The sequence below is a fragment of the Flavobacterium sp. FG68 genome (assembly GCF_057808895.1).
Map to the genome: position 1 here is coordinate 25,724 of NZ_JBMDIY010000024.1, position 18,387 is coordinate 44,110.

Consider the following 18,387-nt stretch of genomic DNA (forward strand, 5'->3'; position numbering starts at 1 on the left):
AATTATTACAATGAAAAAGTTTATTTTATCCTTAGTACTCATGGCTGTAACAACAAGTTACAGCCAAGAGTTAAACCTACCAGTTTTTACTCAGTATCTGGCTGATAATCCGTTTGTGCTTTCTCCTGCTTATGCAGGTATTGGTGACAACCTTAGAATTAGAGCCAATGGTTTAACACAATGGGTTGGAATTAAAGATGCACCGCAAAACCAGTCGCTTTATGCCGATTTTAGAATCTTAGATCGTTCTGGTGTGGGAATATCGCTTTATAACGATAAAAACGGATATACAAGACAAACCGGTGCTAAAGTTTCCTTTGCGCACCACCTTATCTTAGACTATTACTCTAAGCAGTATTTGTCTTTTGGTATTTCATACAACTTCAATACGTTTAGAATTGATACGGATGAATTCAATACCACAATTGAACATCCTGTTATTGATCCAACAGTTACAGACAATCGTTACAATGCAAACAACAACTTTGACATTAGTGCTTTGTACCGTAATAAAGATTTTTACATAAGTTTTAATGCCAACAACGTTTTAAAGAAAAATACCGATAAATATCGTGGAGTAGAACCAAACCTGCTTTCAAACTATCAGGTTTATACTGGTTATGTTTTTCGTGATGCAGAAAACAGCCGTATTGAATACGAACCATCTGTTTTCTATCAGTACTTTGCAAGTGATAAACGTTCAACAACCGATATTAACTTCAAGTACAGAAGATACAATCGTTACGAAGATTACTATTGGATTGGAGTTTCATACCGTTTCCTAAACGACCAGTTTCCAAAACCATTATCAGTTGGGCCAATGGCAGGTTTCATGAAATCTAAGTTTTACTTCGGATATTCATACCAGGTTATGTTCAACGATTTAGGAAATTACAATACAGGAACACACGTAGTAACAATAGGATTCGATTTCTTACAAGCTATCAGTAACTGTCCTTGTACACAAAGTCCGGTACACGATTAATCGCCAAAAGACGATTATTTTAAAATAGGCTGAAAAGCCAAAAATTATAAAGCGAGTCGCAACATTATGTGTTTTTACCGCAATAATTTGAAATAAAGATGCAATAACATTAAATTTGAGTATATCATTTTGGTTTTCAAAACGGTATAAATCAAATTTGATTCATGAAAGCAAAATTTTCACTTTATGCGAAACATATAGTTCTGTGCCTCGCTTTTTTATTTATCCCTTATGCGTTCACGTCTACAAATACCGTTTTCTCATTACCGCATTTGTACACAAACCCGCACGACCGCATTTACCTGTTTATTTATTTTACACTTCTTTGTTTCTTTTACTTTAATTATTATTATCTAATTCCCAGATTATACTTTTCAGAAAAAAAGCTTCTGTATTATTTCATAATAGCCATTTTCCTTTTGTTTTTTCTTTGGATATCTACCGTTTTAGACCATCCAAGCCGAAACTTTTTAGATTTTGAATACCATTCGGGAAAATTACCAATTCACCCCAAACCATTTGAAGGGAGATTCCCGCCGCCGCATAGAAACGAACCAATGTCTTTTGGATTCACTGGAGGTCCGCCAACACAATACGGACACACAACACTTGTTTATTTAATTGGCGTAGTTTCAAGTTTGCTTTTTGCAATTTCAGGAAGATTGCAAAGTGTTGAAAAAGAAAAAGTAAAATCAGAGTTGGCATTTTTGAAAGCCCAGATAAACCCGCATTTTTTATTCAATACACTAAACAGCATTTACGCTTTGGCTTTAAAAAAAGACGATAAAACGGCAGACGCTGTAGTCCAACTATCGGAGTTAATGCGATATATCATGACCAATTCAAACGATGAGGTTATTGAATTAAACAAGGAAATCAATTACATCAATAATTTCATTTCCCTTCAAAAAACACGTTTAGGAAACACAGTAAACGTAGATTATAATGTAACCGGAAACACTTTTGGAAAAGTAATAACACCGCTCATCTTGATTTCATTTATTGAAAATGCCTTCAAATATGGAGTAAATCCAGATCAGACTTCCGAGATTTGTATCAAAATCGATATCGATGATGAAACGCTGACTTTATACGTTTCTAATAAAAAGACATTTTCGATACAATCAGATTCAGGAATTGGACTTCACAATACAATCGAAAGATTGAAGTTAGTATATCCTAATAAACACCAATTAAAAATCGAAGATTCAGCAGAAAAATACATTGTAAACTTGAGCGTTAAAATACGATGATAAGAGCAATAGCATTAGATGACGAGCCATTGGCATTAGAAATTCTTCAGAGTTTATGTGATACAATTGATTACATAGAACTGAACAAGACTTTCACGAAATCTGATGAAGCATTTAAATATCTTAAAAAGTATCCAGTCGATTTATTGTTTCTCGATATCAATATGCCGTCGATCTCCGGTTTAGACTTCTACAAAAAACTGCCACACAAAACAATGGTAATTTTTACAACAGCTTATTCTGAATTTGCCGTTGAAGGCTTTACGCTCAGCGCAACCGATTATCTGCTAAAACCAATTTCCCTTTCCCGATTTCAGCAAGCCGCAGAAAAAGCCTTTTCACAATGGAAACAGCAAAACCAAAACATCGAACAGCAGTATCTTTTTATTCGTGCCGATTATAGTTTGATTAAAATTCTGTTTTCGGATATTTTATATATCGAAGGTTTAGACGATTATTTAAAAATCCACATCCAAAACCAGAAAACAGTTGTTGCGCGAATGACCTTAAAAGCAATTCTCCAAAAATTGCCTGAAACCGAATTCATAAGAGTTCATCGTTCCTTTATTATTCCTATTTCTAAAATCTCTAAAATAAGAAATAAGATAATTTTCATCGGTCAAGCCGAAATTCCAATCAGTGTCAGTTACGAAGAAGCTTTTTCTAAACTTTTTGACCAAAAGTAACATACTTTTTTGGTTAAAGATTTTTACTACAAAAAATTAATATTCATTCGTTCACCTCATAAATTATAACCTTTACCTCAAACTTTTTACAACGCTTTAATTTCGAATAATTTTACTTGAAAACAACTGTTATTCATTCAATTAAAATAATATTTAAACATAAAAGCAATGAAAAGAAAAGAGTTTTTAAGAGGTTTGGGTTTAATAGGAATTGGTTCATTAGCAATTCCCATCATAAACTCATGCAGTCAGGATAATGATGACGGTTCATCAAATTCTTCAACTAATACAGGTTCATCTTCGGGTTCAGGTTCATCTTCTGGCGATTGTTCCGTTACAGCTTCAGAAACTGCCGGGCCATTTCCAACCATTACACCATCTTCTTTAGTAAAATCAGACATTACAATGGACAGAACAGGTGTAGCTTTCACCATAAAAATCACCATAAAAAATACAAATGCAAGCTGTGCCGTATTAAAAGATGCAATTGTAGACATTTGGCACTGCGACAAAGACGGTTATTATTCAGAATACGGAGGAACTTCAATGCAGTCTGTAAACTATACAACCGTTCACTTTTTAAGAGGAAGACAAACTACAGACGCAGACGGTTTGGTAACCTTTACCTCAATTTTTCCGGGCTGGTATTCAGGAAGAGCAACTCATATTCACGTTCATATTTATAACGCCAGCGGAACTTCATTACTCGTAACACAAATTGCTTTTCCCGAAGGAACAAATAGTGCCGTTGCATTAGTTAACGCTTCAAGTGCCAACGGTTATACAAAAGGAATGTCTGGCTACACCTATAATGCTTCAGATAATGTCTTTTCAGATTCTGTTACAAACGAATTAGGAACAATAACAGGAAGCGTTAGTGAAGGTTTTGTTTTAGCTCATACCATAAACGTTGCTGGTTAACTTCAAATAATAATTTATATGATAGCTCAAATTCCAGCACAAATTTACAAGTCAGATTCCAGAGGATTTTTCAATTCAGAAAAACACAACTGTTTCTCGACTTTTAATTTTGAACATTACCAAGATTTATCCCGAAAAGCATTTGGAACCTTAAAAGTTTTAAATGAAGTAATATTAGCTCCCCAACAAAGTATTACTCGATTTATAAACCCAAACACAAATGTGATCATCCTGCCTTTATTTGGCGGAATTGAATATAAAGATAATATTGGTAATGAGGAATTTTTGCACGTAGAGCAAATTAAGATTCTGACAGCATTTGAGGAATTAACTATTGAAATCCATAATCCGTACGAAAAGGAAAATGTGAGTTATTTAGAATTCGAATTTCAAATAGAAAAACAACATTTTAAAAACGATTTTCAGCAATATAAATTCGATTTAAGTTCACACAACAAATTGAATTCATTATTTGAAATTGAAAATGCTTTTGGATTCATTGGTATTTATGACGGAAGAAAAGAAGGAACCGTTACTTTAAAGAACACTGATAACGGCTTTTTCGTCTTCGTAATTAACGGCGCTTTTGAAATCGAAAACCGACTTCTGGAAGCAAAAGATGGTTTAGCAATCTCCAAAACAGAAACTATAGAATGGGAATCGTTGTCGCAAAATGCGATGCTGCTTGTAATTGAAGTTCCTCTAAATTCAAATTAAATGAAAATAACAAAGATAAAACTCGCTTATCGTATCGTAATAGACAGCTCATCGGCTTTACTTTGGGATAAATATGTTTTTGAAGATACTTTCAAAGAATACCAAATGCAGTCTCAGCAATTTAATTCAGAATCGAATCCAAAAAACACATTTAGAGAATTATTAAGTGAAAACGAAAAAGCAAATCAACTACATTTTCTAACCGGAATCGCTGCCAGCGGTTATGTAGAGCAGTTAAAAGGGAATTTCCATCGTGTAACAGATATTTTAGGAAACAACTATTTTCCATTTATCAATTATCAGTTAGACATTATCAATACAGACATAACTGATGCATCAAAACACAAAATCGGAATCACATTTTATTCGCCTTTATTAAATTACTTCGGAATCATTGAAGGCAATTATCTCATTTCAAAAAATACCGAAAACGCAAATGAATATGAAACGATAATGTTTCCCGTTCAGCATAATTTGTCTATTTGCTATATTCAAACAGAAGATTAATTCAAGATCCAAAAACAAAAAATAATCTAATTCATTTTTTACCTTTTCTGTTTTTCTGTTAACAGGAAAGGTTTTTTTATAAAATGGATTTTTGCAGGATATTTTTTATCTTTGAAATTCGGGCTTTTAATCCAAATGGCTTTATCTTTGAGCCTTCAGAAAAATGACACTCATTATGGAACAGAAAATTCATCAGGGAAGAAATGTAAAACGTTTCAGAGAAATGCTTAACATAAAACAGGAAGGATTAGCTTATGATCTGGGAGAAGACTGGAATCAAAAGAAGATTTCTTTGTTAGAACAAAAAGATGTAATTGAAGACAACTTGCTTAAACAGATCTCTACAGTTCTTAAAATTCCAGTTGAAGCTTTTAAAAATTTCGATGAAGAGCAAGCGATAAATATTATTTCTAATACTTTTCACGATACTCAAGGTTTGATAAATTATAGCCCAACTTTTAATAATGAACCAATCGACAAATTGATTCAACTTCACGAAGAAAAAATTGCATTATACGAGCGTATGTTGAAAGAGAAAGATGAAATGATGTTGAGGCTTGAAAAATTAATTAAATAAACTCTTATTCTCTCCGAGTTTAAAAACGATTTAGAAATAAACGACTTTTTAATCCAAATAGATTTACCTTTTCTGTTAACAGAAAAGGTTTTTTCATTTCCTCAGGTATCAAATTACTATCGATAATTGTTTTTAATCCTTAATAAACCAATTTATTTGTGAATTTATAACGTTTTCGTTCTTTTTGTTGTCTCTTTTTTAGTTTATCCGAATTTATTAGTACTTTAAAAGTCCTATATTTGTTTTTCTTTCTAAAAAAACTAAAAAAAATATCAAATGAAAACTTTAAACGATTTCGACTTTAAAAATAAAAAAGCAATTATCCGTGTAGACTTTAATGTGCCTTTGGATGAGAATTTTAATGTAACTGATACTACACGTATTGAAGCTGCAAAACCAACTATCGATACTATTTTAGCTCAAGGCGGAAGTGTAATCTTAATGTCGCATTTAGGAAGACCAAAAGGAGCTGAAGAAAAATACTCTTTAAAACATATTTTAAAAACTGCTTCAGAAATTTTAGGAGTACAAGTTAAGTTTGCTGAAAACTGCGTTGGGGAACCAGCTCAAACAGCTGCTAAAAACCTACAGCCTGGAGAAGTTTTATTACTTGAAAATTTACGTTTTCACGCAGAAGAAGAAGCAGGAGACGTTGCTTTCGCAAAAGAATTAGCTTCACTTGGTGATATTTATGTAAACGACGCTTTTGGAACTGCACACAGAGCGCACGCTTCAACAACAATTATTGCACAGTTTTTTCCAAACGATAAAACATTTGGAACTTTATTGGCAAAAGAAATTGACAGTTTAAACAAAGTACTTAAAAATAGCGAAAAGCCAGTAACAGCAGTTTTAGGAGGTTCTAAAGTTTCTTCTAAAATTACCGTTATCGAAAATATCTTGGATAAAGTTGACCACATGATTATTGGCGGCGGTATGACTTTTACATTTGTTAAAGCTCAAGGCGGAAAAGTAGGAGATTCAATCTGTGAAGATGATAAATTAGATTTAGCACTTGAAATCTTAAGATTAGCAAAAGAAAAAAATGTTCAAATTCATATTCCTGTTGATGTAATTGCTGCAGATGATTTCTCAAATTCAGCAAATACACAAGTTGTAGACGTAACTGCAATTCCTGACGGATGGCAAGGTCTTGACGCAGGTCCAAAATCATTAGAGAACTTCAAAAAAGTAATTTTAGAATCAAAAACTATTCTTTGGAACGGTCCATTAGGAGTTTTTGAAATGGAAACATTCTCTAAAGGAACAATTGCATTAGGAGATTATATTGCAGAAGCAACTGAAAAAGGAGCATTTTCTCTAGTTGGAGGAGGGGATTCTGTTGCAGCAGTAAAACAATTCGGTTTTGAAGACAAAATGAGTTATGTTTCTACTGGTGGAGGCGCAATGCTTGAAATGTTAGAAGGCAAAGTTTTACCTGGAATTGCTGCAATTTTAGACTAAAAAATCACAATTAACATTTTTTTGCGTATATTTAAGCCTTAAACTTTTTAAGTTTGCAAAAATAATGATTCTATAATGAGTTGATTTATAGAATTTTAAAAAAATGTTATATGATTGTAAAGAAAATATCATTAGCGGTAACCGTATTGTTTTCTCTATCGATGTTCTCGCAGGAAACTGCAGAAGTATCAAGAGAAATTAAGCCCGAAGTAAAGCTGTCTTATTTAGATTCTATCAAAAGCACATTCAAGAAAGATGATCTGGCAACAAAAGTTGACAGCCTTTGGATGAATGAGTTAGTAAGTTTAGACATCTACGATGATTTGACAAAAGATATTCAAACCATTAACAAGGACGTTACGGTTGATGAAGAATTGCCAACAGAACTGCTTAAGCAGCGTTTGGCGGCAATGAATGCTAAATCGCCTTTTGAAATTGAATACAATCAAGGATTAGAAAATATAATAAAGTCATTTCTTAAGAATCGTAAAAAATCGTTTTCTCGATTAATGGCTTTATCAGAATACTACTTTCCAATATTCGAGGAAACTTTCGCTAAAGAAAAAATCCCGTTGGAAATAAAATATTTGGCCGTTGTAGAATCTGCTTTAAACCCTAAAGCAGTTTCTCAAATGGGCGCTACCGGACTTTGGCAGTTTATGTACGGAACCGGAAAACAATACGCTTTAAAAATCGATTCTTATATTGATGAAAGAAGTGATCCTCTTAAAGCTACTGCTGCTTGTTCAAATTACATGACAAAAATGTTCAATGTCTTTAATGACTGGGAACTTGTTTTAGCTTCTTATAATTCAGGTCCTGGAAATGTAACAAAAGCAATTCGTCGTTCTGGCGGAAAAACTGGTTACTGGGATATTCGTAATTACCTTCCAAAAGAAACTCAAGGTTATGTTCCGGCATTTTATGCTACAATGTATCTTTTTGAATATCACAAAGAACACGGAATCAACCCTGAAAGAGCGGTTATTAAAAACTTTGAAACAGATACTGTAGCGGTTAAAAATCAAATGTCTTTTAAACAAATTGCTGATTTGTTAGACATGCCGCAATCACAGTTACAGCTTTTAAATCCATCTTATAAATTAAATGTGGTGCCGGCTTACCAAGGAGAACAAAATTTCCTTCGTTTACCAAAAGATAAAATCGCAACCTTTGTTTCAAATGAAGACAAGATTTACGCTTACGTAAAACACGAATCAGAAAACAGAACTATTCCAACTCGTTTAGCAATGAAAATTGCTCCAAAAGGAAAACCGGTTAGAGATACTAAATCTCTGGAAGTATCTAAAGATAAAGAGATTAAAGATATTCAGTTCTATAAAGTTCAAAAAGGAGATAACTTAGGCAGTATTGCAGATAAGTATAATGTGAATATTTCAGATCTAAAAAAATGGAATAACCTTAAATCAAATGCAATTGCGTTAGGTAAATCTTTAAAAATTAAATCAGATATTGATACTTCTGCCAAAGTTATTAAAGAGCCGAAAGTATTACCTGCAGTAGAGAAAAATACAGAAGAAGCAGTTGCTTCTGCAGAAGATAATGATAAAGTTTCAATACAAACTGTAGAGTACGTTGTATTGGCCGGAGACAATTTAGGAAGCATTGCTAAAAAATTCGGTACGACTATTGCGGACTTAAAAGAGTTAAATGATCTTAGCTCTAATAATATTGGTTTAGGAAAAACATTAGTAGTTTCTAAAATAGTTACAGAGATCCACGAACCGGGTTCTACTGCTATTGCATCTACTTCTGTTGATTCTTTCAAAAAGAAAGCGCCTTCAGCAAAAACTGCAGCCGAAGATTATTACGTTAAAAAAGGTGATTCTTTATACAGTATTTCTAAAAAATATCCTGGAGTAACAATTTCAGATATTAAAAAATGGAATGGTATTAAAGATGAAGATATAAAACCCGGAATGAAACTTAAAATAAACGGATAATAAAAAATCTTATTTAAATTTGGGTTTTATTTCATAAATTAAGAAAATGAATAAAACCCATTTTTTATTTATAATACTTCCGTTTCTATTGATTTCTTGTTTAAAAACAGATAAACAAGAAGAACCTGTTTCCGGAAAAACAAATACAATTTCCATCATCATCGACGATCAGTTGTGGTATGGAGAAGTTGGCGACAGTATCCGAAATAAATTTGCATCGCCAGTTCTGGGCTTAACTCAGGAAGAACCTCTGTTTACAATCAATCAATATCCTGCCAAACTTCTGGAAGGATTTGTTACCGACAGTCGAAGCATTATCGTTGTTAAAAAATCAGCTGTAGATAAGTTTGAAATAACCCACAATAAATCACTGCCGCACAACACTTTTCGTATTTACGGAAAATCTGTTGATGACATTATTTGCAGTATCGAATTAAATTCGGCACAAATCATCAAAATGATTCGCGATGCCGAAATCGAGAAAATTCAGGAAGACAACAGCGCTTCACTTTTAAATCCGGCTGTTATAAAAAACAAATTCCATATAGATATCCAGATTCCAACCGGATATGAATATATGCTTCACAAAAAGAATTTCATCTGGCTTAAAAAAGATATTATAAGCGGAAATACCAGTTTATTGATATATCAAATTCCGCTGCACAACTTCAAAAGCCGTGGAAATGTAGTTGGCAATATCATAAAAATGCGCGACTCAATTGGTTACTACATCAAAGGAAGAGAACCAAAAACTCGAATGATTACCGGAGAAGCTTACGCGCCCTATTTTTCGAATACATCATTAGACGGAAAAGAAGCTTTTGAAACCAAAGGAACATGGGAACTAAAAAATGACTTCATGGCCGGACCTTTCATTAACTACGCAATCGTAGATCCAGTCTATAACCGAATCTTAGTTATTGAAGGATTTTGCTATTCACCCTCAAATCAAGAACGCGACTTAATGTTCGATCTCGAAGCCATAATTAAATCTGTGAAAATAGATAAACGATAAATGTTTGTTTCAAGTTTCAGGTTTCAGGTTTTCTAACCGAATATTAAACCATATAAGTTATATAAGATAATTTAAGTCAGGTTCTTAAAAAACAACTTTGCGTTTCTTTGTGTAACCTTAGCGAACTTTGCGGTAAAAACCACATAGCATAACCTGAAACTTGAAACTTTAAACCTGAAACAACTCTAGTTATTATTTTTCTTACTTTTGTTTTATAACAAACATAAAAACAAATACTTATGAAAAAGGTAACCACAACATTAGTAATTATTGCATTATGTTTTATCTCTTGTAAAAAAGAAGTAAAAACCGAAGTTGATACACCAAAAGATTTGGACAGTATTAAAACTGAAGAACCAGCAGCCGAAGCACCAGTAGATTCTGTGTCACAAATGAAAGCCTGGCAAGCGTATGCAACTCCGGGCGCACCGCACAAATTAATGACAGACGAAGTTGGAACTTGGAATTGTGAAATGACTTTTTGGCACGAACCAAACGGAAAACCAGAAAAATCAACATCAGTTGCGACTATCAAAATGATTCTTGGCGGACGTTATCAGGAAAGTAATTATGTCGGAAAAATTATGGGAGCACCATTTGAAGGAAAAAGTACATTAGCCTATAACAACGCGAGCAAAGAATACACCACAACTTTTATCGACAATATGGGAACCGGAATGATGGTTGCCACGGGAAAATATGATGAAGGAAAAAAAAGTATGGAATTTAAAGGTGAAGTAGTAAATCCGGTAACGGGAAAGAAAGCACCTTACAGAGAAATTTATACTATTGTAGATGCCACAACCCGTAAAATGGAAATGTTCGATGTCAAAGACGGTGCTGAATACAAAAGCATGGAAATTGTCATGAAGAAAAAATGATAAAGTAAAGCAGTTTGCACTCCTGCAAGGTTTCCAAAACCTTGTAGGTGTAATTGACAAAGTAAATAATTAGATAAGATACCTACAAGGTTTTGGAAACCTTGCAGGAATAGCAAGTATCTTTTTAGTAAATCCCGATTATAGTTTTATAATCGGGATTTCTATTTGATAATATTTGACGTAATTTTGTTTTTAGGATTATTAAAATTAAAAGAGAAATACAAAATGGAATTAAAATGGAAAATTAAGCCATTTGAGGCATTAACTGTAAATGAACTATATGGTTTGCTTAAATTAAGAAGTGAAATCTTTGTAGTAGAACAAAACTGCGTTTATTTAGACATTGACGGCAAAGACAAGAAAGCTTTACACTTAATTGGAGAATATGACGGTAAAGTTGTTGCCTATTCTCGTTTATTCGATGCCGGAATTAGTTTCGACAATGCCTCAATAGGAAGAGTAATTGTAGATGCCAATTATCGTGATAAAAAATGGGGACACGATTTAATGCGTGAAGCAATTGCGGCAATAAAATCTAATTTTGGAAAGGACCAAATTACAATTGGAGCACAATTATATTTAAAGAAATTTTACGAAAGTCATGGTTTTGTCCAATCAAGTGAAATGTATCTTGAAGACGATATCGAACACATCGAAATGATTCGCGGATAAGCATAAAAGAATAACGCTACAATGTTGCAATATTGGTTTTTAGTGTTTTTATGAATTTATAATTACCTTTAAAAGAAATAATTAACAACATAGTTTAGAGTAAAACTTTAAGTAAAATACTTTGCGGCTTAGCGCCTTCGTGGCAAAAAAACTTAAATTTTCGTAATTAAAAATTCTACGCGGCGATCATAAATATCACCTCTTTTTAAAGGAAATTTGTTTCCGCAGCCTTGATAACGCATTCTGTTTTTAGAAACTTTCTTAGAACTTAAATAGTAAAAAACTGTTTTGGCCCGGTTCCAGGAAAGTTTTCTTTCTTTAGTGTCTTTGTCAATTGCGTCATTGTAAATTTGTGGTGTACAGCAAACGTGACCTCTAATTTCGAACTGTATGTTTTTTTGTTTTTGAAGTATAACAGAAATCTTATCCAATTCCTTTTTAGAATTATTAGTTAGTCTGGCACTTCCCATATCAAACAATATGTTTTCAAGATATATTTTATCGCCAACCTTTAATTTATCTTTAAAAGAAGAATAACCTTCTTTATTAAAACTATTTCGTTTTACCACAATCAAATCAACCCGCCGATTGCGTAAACGTGTTTCGTATAAATTTTCGACAGTATCCGGCCGAACTACAACACGGCCTTTGCCTTCAAGAATTACAATTTTACTTTCTTTAAAACCAAAGGAAAGTAGTAAGTTTTGAATGGTATTAACCCTGTCGTGAGACAATTTAAAATTATAATCGTCAGTGCCGCGGTCATCGCAGTAACCGTAGATTTGTATCGATTCAACTTTCGCGGTGTCTATTGATTTGATAAAATTATTTACAACTCTGCTTTGCGGTTCAGTAAGATCATACTTGTCGAAATCAAAATAAACTGTTTCGATTGGTCTTTGCTGTGCCGATAGATTGTAAATAATAAACAAAAACAGGACCCGGGAAAGTTTCATTTTTCTACATTTTTAAAATCGTTTTATATTCAGTTTGATTATTCAATACGTTTACTGCTCTTTTAATCTCTGAATTGTTCTTAATATAAAACTGATACAAACCTTCTTGATATTGGTATCTCTTGATAAGCTCTTCCTGAATTAAACCACGAATTTCTTTTTGGTTTTTATCCAGCAAAGTATTTTCACTTCTCTCTAATGCGGCTAATAATTGTTGATATTCCGGAGCAATCGTTTCGTCAATTTTTTCAGTTTTGGCTGCAGCCAAAGTATTTTTCAGGGCAACCTCTGTTTCCGTATCAAAACTAATTTTGTTTGTTTTTAGGTATTGTTTGAAAGCAGTATAATCAGTATCTGAAACTACAGGGATTTTATCGCCCAAATTTGGATTTTTATAATAGTAAGTAGTAGCGTAATCAAATATTCCGTCATTTTTCAAAAGAGAGCTTGTAATAGGGCTCATTTTGGCTTCTTCTAACTCAATGTCCGGTAAAACTCCTCCGCCGTCATAAACCGTTCTTCCTTTTCGGGTTTTAAAAGCATTAAAGTTTTTAGAATCTGTTTTTTGGGCAACACCGTTTTTATCTTTATGTGCATAATCAAGCGCTTGTATACAACGTCCAGATGGAGTGTAATAACGCGAAATTGTAACCTTTAACTGCGTTCCGTAAGTCAGGTCAACAGAACGTTGCACCAAACCTTTTCCAAAACTACGGCTTCCTAAAATCACAGCGCGATCTAAATCCTGCAAAGCTCCGGAAACAATTTCAGATGCCGAAGCACTTCTTCCGTTAACCAAAATAGCAAGCGGAATTTCTGTATCGATTGGTTCTTTAGTGGTTTTATACGTATTGTTATGTTTTTCGATTCTTGATTTCGTCGTTACAATAACTTCATTCTTTGGAACAAATAAATTACAGATATCAATCGCTTCATTCAAAAGTCCGCCGGGATTTCCTCTTAAATCTAAAACAATCTGTTTTGCGCCGTCTGCTTTCAATTTTTCCAAAGCATCTTTAACTTCGGCGGAAGCCTTTCTGCTAAAATGTGCCAAAACGATATATCCGGTTTTCTCATCGATCTTTCCGTAAAACGGAACCGATTTAATATCCACTTCATCCAAAACCAATTCAGTTGTAAAAGTTTTTCCCTGACGAAGATATTTTATAGCAATTTTAGTGTTTTTAGTTCCTTTCAATAATTGCGAAGCATCATCTTTAAAATCAGCAATCAAAACATCACCAATCTGAATAATTTCGTCACCTGCTTTTAGTCCGGCTTTATCTGCAGGATAATTTTTATACGGTTCGCGAACAATCAAACGGTCTTTTTTGCGTGCAATCATAGCGCCAATTCCGGTATATTCTCCCGTATTGTTGATTTTGAAATTAACTACATCTTGTTCGTTAAAGTAAACCGTATAAGGATCTAAACTTCCCAACATGCTTTTAATGGCCTTATCCATTAAATCACCCGGATTTGTTTCGTCTACATAATTTGTGTTTACGGCTTTAAACAACGTTGTGAAGATTTCAATTTGTTTGGCAATTTCAAAAAAGTCCTCTTTGAAACTGGTTCCAATAAATAATAATCCTGCCGCAACAGTTGGTATAATAAATCTCTTCTTGAAATAAGGATACATGACTATGGTTTTTTTCTTTTAATTCTCTTTCTAATAAAATAGGCTAATACACAAATTATAATTATAAACGGCCAAATGCTGATAATTGATATAAAGAAACTTGACAAACTAAAAAATCCTGATTTGATAGCGGTCCAGACTTTTGATCCGTAAGATAATTGCACAGCTTCTTGTTCCGGCAGGTTTTTAAAAAACTCAATTGTAACCGTACTTTCAGAGACTCTGCTTTCTAAATATTTTAACTGGCCTTCTTTCGCTTCAATTTCTTCGCGGATAATCGAAATCTGTTTTTCGATTTCTAAAATTTCACTAATTTTTGTGGCTTTCTGTAATATTTCAAGATAACGTTCTTCGAGTTTTCTTTTATTTTTTAATCTTGTTGTTAAGTCGATATATTGTTCGGTAACATCTTCGGCAGTAATCTCTTTTCTCTCAAAATAAGCAACGCCTTTTGAAATTGTATTAATAAAATTGTCAAAATTCTGGCTTGGAACTCTAATCGTTATATTTCGATAAAGCGTGCCATAGTCTTTTCCTTCAGAATCACTTTGAACTTTTCCCTGGCTTTGTTTAACCGCAGTTTGAATCTGTTTGTACGTTTCTTCTAAATCATTGGTTTCAAATCGAAGCGATGCTTGTTTAATGATTTTTTGTTCAATTTGAGTTGAAGAACCATCTAGATTTTTATCTGCACCGCCTGATTCATATTTTTTTGGAGCTAATTTTATAGCACTAATCGAAGCTACTTGTTCTTCATTAGCAACTTCACTTTTGCTGCATCTAGAAAGAACACAAAAAATTACAGATAAAAAGAAAATGTATCGCATAAAATTTCAATTTAGTGCTAAAACTACAATTTTTTTATAATTTTTTATCTGATTTAGAGTACAAAGTTGACTTTGAAGCTTTATAAATCCTTTTTGATTTCAGAATCGGGAGTTTTGTTTAACTGCTGTACAAATTTCTCAAACAACTGAATTGTTTTGGTATTGATTTCTTCGTAAGATAATCTGTCTTTTGTCTGGTAAAAAAGCATGAAAGAATACGGCTGATTTAAATGATCCAGCAGCAAATGTTTGTTGAGTCTATAGGTTTCTCTGAGCACTCTTTTGAAATAATTTCTGTCGACTGCTTTTTTAAAGTATTTCTTAGAAACCGAAACGCCCACTTTTGTATTACCCTGATATGCAGCTTCCGCTTGACGGTAGACCAAACGAAGGGGATATTTTGAAACTGATTTTCCTTCAGAAAAAAGTAATCCAATCGTGGTTTTGCTCTTTAAGCGTTCATTTTTAGGGTAGGTAAAGTTCATTTAATTCAGAAAAAATTTGCAATTTTATGGGCAAAGGTACAATTAAACCATAAAAACGGTTATTGTTTTCAAATTTTCTAACGCTAAAAATATATTTACTACTTTTGACCTCAAATTTTTTCAAGCATGCAAAAGATAATCTCATATCCAATCTCCGTAATTTTTTATTTATGTTTTGGATTGTGTTTGGCTGTTTTTCACCCAATACAATGGATTTGCCTTAATCTTTTTGGTTATCAGGCTCACAAAAAAAGTGTTGATTATTTAAATTTCTGCCTTTTAAGCTGTACGCGTTTAGTGGGTACAACTTATAAAGTTACAGGCGTAGATACAATTCCGAAAGGAGTTCCAATCATTTTTGTGGCCAATCACCAAAGTATGTACGATATCGTGACAATGATTTGGTACTTTAGACGTTTTCATTGTAAATTTGTAAGTAAGAAGGAGTTAGGAAGCGGAATTCCGAGTGTGTCTTTTAATTTACGCCACGGAGGTTCTGTTTTAATTGACCGTAAAGACCCTAAACAAGCGATTCCAGTAATCAAAGGCTTGTCTGAATATATAGAAAAAAACACTAGATCTGCTGTAATCTTCCCGGAAGGAACCCGCAGTAAAACGGGAAAACCTAAAGAATTTGCCCAAAGCGGTTTAAAAATTCTATGTAAATATGCACCATCTGCATACGTTGTTCCGGTAAGTATTAATAATTCATGGAAGATGGTTCGTTACGGTATGTTTCCGGTTGGTTTAGGAAACCACTTAACTTTTACGGCACACAAAGCGATGGCAGTAAAAGATTATGATTTTGCCGAATTAATGGCATTAACAGAAAAAGCGGTAGTTGAAGGAGTAAACGAGTATAAACAGGATTAAGTTTTAGTCCGAGCTAAAATATAAATCCCAAATTTAAAATAAGTAATGTCTATAAAAAACATTAGATTAGAAGTGATGCAGTTTTTGGAAAAAAACGTTGACAGCTTCGTTGAACAGTATTTAATTCCAGTGGAAAAAATTTGGCAGCCGTCAGATTTCCTGCCTAATTCTGAAGGAGAAAATTTCTTTGAGGAGGTAAAGGAACTACGTGAAATTGCTAAAGAATTGCCATACGATTTCTGGGTAACGCTTGTAGGTGATACAATTACCGAAGAAGCGCTTCCAACATATGAGTCCTGGTTAATGGATGTAGAAGGAGTAGATCAGGTGGAGAACGGCGGTAATGGCTGGTCGAAATGGATCAGACAATGGACTGGTGAAGAAAACCGTCACGGAGATCTTTTAAATAAATACTTGTATTTGTCTGGTCGTGTTAATATGCGTGAAATCGAAATGACAACACAGCATTTAATTAACGACGGTTTTGATATTGGAACTGGAACTGATCCGTACAAAAACTTTGTATACACTAGTTTTCAGGAATTAGCAACTTATGTTTCACACAATAGAGTAGCACAGATTGCGAAAAAATTTGGTGATAATAAATTGTCTAAAATGTGTAAAATGATTGCAGGTGACGAAATGCGTCATCACCATGCATACAGCGAATTTGTTACCAGAATTTTTCAGGTTGATCCAAGTGAAATGATGTTGGCGTTTCAATACATGATGAAACAAAAAATCGTTATGCCGGCTCATTTCTTAAGAGAATCAGGGCAAAAGATTAGCACTGCTTTCGAACAGTTTTCTGACTCTGCACAACGTATTGGAGTTTACACAGCAAATGACTACGTTGATATTATGCAGAAGTTAATCAACAAATGGGAAATCGATAAAATCACGAACTTAACAGATGAAGCTGAAAAAGCACGTGATTACTTAATGAAATTACCAGCCCGTATGGCGAGAATCTCTGAAAGAATTGTAATTCCACAAGAATCACACATCTTTAAGTGGGTTGAACCGGCTAGATTGTAAAAAATTTTAGATTTAAGAATGTAGATTTTAGATTGATATTGTAATTGCAATTGATTTTTGACATTGACATTTAAAATATATTGTTGATTGTTGAAGTTTAAAACCTTTAGCAATCAACATTTTTTATTTAAACTATAAAAAACACCAGCGCAAATCCGTTGAATAAGTAAAATCAGCGCGCCATTTCATCACAAACCAAAATACAATATGAGTAATCCTGAACTTATAAATAAAACCATTGCTTTTGTAAAAGAGAAACTTAACGATGCAGAAGGCGGCCACGACTGGTTTCATATCGAACGAGTTTATAAAAATGCCCTTTTAATTGCAAAAGATACCGACTGTGATAAAACTGTTGTAGAATTAGGAGCGCTGCTTCATGATATTGCCGATAGCAAATTTCATGATGGAGACGAAACAATTGGACCCAAAACTGCCCGTTTGTTTTTAGAATCACATAACGTTTCAGAAGAGATTATTCAACATGTGGTAAACATTATCGAAAACATATCTTATAAAGGCGGAAATTTCGAAAAGAAGTTTTCTTCTGTAGAATTAGATATTGTTCAGGATGCCGATCGTTTAGATGCAATTGGCGCAATTGGAGTTGCAAGAGCATTCAATTATGGTGGATTTAAAAACAGAGCCTTATATAATCCTGAAATTGCTCCGGTAACGAATATGACAAAAGAGGAATATAAAAAGAACAATGCGCCAACGATAAATCACTTTTACGAAAAGCTTTTGCTCCTAAAAGATAAAATGAATACCGAAAAAGGAAAACAAATCGCCGCCGAAAGACATCATTTTATGGAATTATTCCTGTCGCAGTTTTATGCAGAATGGGAGGGGATTAAGTGAGTTTACAGTTCTCAGTCGCAGTTTACATTCATATAAACTGAAAACTGTGACTGAATACTGAAA

The 18,387-nt window shown here is 33.4% G+C and carries 19 protein-coding genes; 15 read left to right on the forward strand and 4 right to left on the reverse strand.

Annotated elements, in window-relative coordinates:
* The first annotated feature begins 10 nt into the window (after window positions 1–10).
* The 12 genes from ACODSB_RS15545 (at window position 11) to ACODSB_RS15600 (ending at window position 11,642) form a co-directional block, all read left to right on the forward strand.
* The gene (locus ACODSB_RS15545) at window positions 11–985 is read left to right on the forward strand and encodes a PorP/SprF family type IX secretion system membrane protein (protein ID WP_053474376.1); all 975 of its coding nucleotides are present in this window, start codon (window positions 11–13) and stop codon (window positions 983–985) included.
* Window positions 986–1,149: 164 nt separating this feature from the next.
* Window positions 1,150–2,238, forward strand: coding sequence for a sensor histidine kinase (locus ACODSB_RS15550; RefSeq protein WP_488937713.1), 1,089 nt, complete (start codon window positions 1,150–1,152; stop codon window positions 2,236–2,238).
* A complete protein-coding gene (locus ACODSB_RS15555; RefSeq protein ID WP_488937714.1) occupies window positions 2,235–2,924 on the forward strand; it encodes a LytR/AlgR family response regulator transcription factor in 690 nt (229 codons plus the stop codon). The genes ACODSB_RS15550 and ACODSB_RS15555 overlap by 4 nt, the downstream gene beginning before the upstream one ends.
* A gap of 168 nt (window positions 2,925–3,092) precedes the next feature.
* Complete coding sequence (locus tag ACODSB_RS15560; protein ID WP_488937715.1) at window positions 3,093–3,845, forward strand: dioxygenase family protein; 753 nt, start codon at window positions 3,093–3,095, stop codon at window positions 3,843–3,845.
* 18 nt (window positions 3,846–3,863) lie between these two features.
* A complete protein-coding gene (locus tag ACODSB_RS15565) occupies window positions 3,864–4,562 on the forward strand; it encodes a pirin family protein (protein ID WP_488937716.1) in 699 nt (232 codons plus the stop codon).
* Complete coding sequence (locus ACODSB_RS15570; protein ID WP_488937717.1) at window positions 4,563–5,069, forward strand: hypothetical protein; 507 nt, start codon at window positions 4,563–4,565, stop codon at window positions 5,067–5,069.
* A 175-nt stretch (window positions 5,070–5,244) separates the two neighbouring features.
* Window positions 5,245–5,646: an XRE family transcriptional regulator gene (locus ACODSB_RS15575; RefSeq protein WP_488937718.1), complete on the forward strand. Its 402-nt coding sequence runs from the start codon at window positions 5,245–5,247 to the stop codon at window positions 5,644–5,646.
* Between the two features lie 276 nt (window positions 5,647–5,922).
* On the forward strand, window positions 5,923–7,110 hold the full coding sequence (locus tag ACODSB_RS15580; RefSeq protein WP_488937719.1) for a phosphoglycerate kinase: 1,188 nt from the start codon (window positions 5,923–5,925) through the stop codon (window positions 7,108–7,110).
* Between the two features lie 110 nt (window positions 7,111–7,220).
* Window positions 7,221–9,074 carry a LysM peptidoglycan-binding domain-containing protein gene (locus ACODSB_RS15585; RefSeq protein ID WP_488937720.1) on the forward strand — a complete coding sequence of 618 codons (1,854 nt, stop codon included), beginning with the start codon at window positions 7,221–7,223 and terminating at the stop codon, window positions 9,072–9,074.
* Between the two features lie 46 nt (window positions 9,075–9,120).
* The gene (locus ACODSB_RS15590; protein ID WP_180856232.1) at window positions 9,121–10,089 is read left to right on the forward strand and encodes a DUF4837 family protein; all 969 of its coding nucleotides are present in this window, start codon (window positions 9,121–9,123) and stop codon (window positions 10,087–10,089) included.
* Window positions 10,090–10,328: 239 nt separating this feature from the next.
* Entirely contained in the window at window positions 10,329–10,970 is a 642-nt protein-coding gene (locus tag ACODSB_RS15595) for a DUF1579 domain-containing protein (protein WP_488937721.1), read from the forward strand.
* 225 nt (window positions 10,971–11,195) lie between these two features.
* Window positions 11,196–11,642 carry a GNAT family N-acetyltransferase gene (locus ACODSB_RS15600; protein WP_488937722.1) on the forward strand — a complete coding sequence of 149 codons (447 nt, stop codon included), beginning with the start codon at window positions 11,196–11,198 and terminating at the stop codon, window positions 11,640–11,642.
* Window positions 11,643–11,794: 152 nt separating this feature from the next.
* Here the strand turns inward: ACODSB_RS15600 and ACODSB_RS15605 are convergent, their stop codons facing one another.
* The 4 genes from ACODSB_RS15605 to rnpA all read right to left on the reverse strand — a co-directional run bounded on the left by ACODSB_RS15605 (window position 11,795) and on the right by rnpA (window position 15,552).
* The gene (locus ACODSB_RS15605) at window positions 11,795–12,598 is read right to left on the reverse strand and encodes an OmpA family protein (RefSeq protein WP_488937723.1); all 804 of its coding nucleotides are present in this window, start codon (window positions 12,596–12,598) and stop codon (window positions 11,795–11,797) included.
* A 4-nt stretch (window positions 12,599–12,602) separates the two neighbouring features.
* On the reverse strand, window positions 12,603–14,240 hold the full coding sequence (locus ACODSB_RS15610) for a S41 family peptidase (protein ID WP_488937724.1): 1,638 nt from the start codon (window positions 14,238–14,240) through the stop codon (window positions 12,603–12,605).
* 2 nt (window positions 14,241–14,242) lie between these two features.
* A complete protein-coding gene (locus ACODSB_RS15615; protein ID WP_488937725.1) occupies window positions 14,243–15,067 on the reverse strand; it encodes a DUF4349 domain-containing protein in 825 nt (274 codons plus the stop codon).
* 80 nt (window positions 15,068–15,147) lie between these two features.
* Window positions 15,148–15,552 carry a ribonuclease P protein component gene (rnpA, locus tag ACODSB_RS15620; protein ID WP_053473162.1) on the reverse strand — a complete coding sequence of 135 codons (405 nt, stop codon included), beginning with the start codon at window positions 15,550–15,552 and terminating at the stop codon, window positions 15,148–15,150.
* A gap of 126 nt (window positions 15,553–15,678) precedes the next feature.
* Between rnpA and ACODSB_RS15625 the strand changes: the two genes are divergently transcribed.
* The 3 genes from ACODSB_RS15625 (at window position 15,679) to ACODSB_RS15635 (ending at window position 18,324) form a co-directional block, all read left to right on the forward strand.
* Window positions 15,679–16,425 (forward strand): lysophospholipid acyltransferase family protein, encoded by a 747-nt coding sequence (locus tag ACODSB_RS15625; RefSeq protein WP_053473161.1) that lies wholly within the window; start codon window positions 15,679–15,681, stop codon window positions 16,423–16,425.
* Between the two features lie 45 nt (window positions 16,426–16,470).
* The gene (locus ACODSB_RS15630) at window positions 16,471–17,463 is read left to right on the forward strand and encodes an acyl-ACP desaturase (RefSeq protein ID WP_180856214.1); all 993 of its coding nucleotides are present in this window, start codon (window positions 16,471–16,473) and stop codon (window positions 17,461–17,463) included.
* A 207-nt stretch (window positions 17,464–17,670) separates the two neighbouring features.
* Window positions 17,671–18,324 carry an HD domain-containing protein gene (locus ACODSB_RS15635; RefSeq protein ID WP_488937726.1) on the forward strand — a complete coding sequence of 218 codons (654 nt, stop codon included), beginning with the start codon at window positions 17,671–17,673 and terminating at the stop codon, window positions 18,322–18,324.
* Window positions 18,325–18,387: the final 63 nt, after the last annotated feature.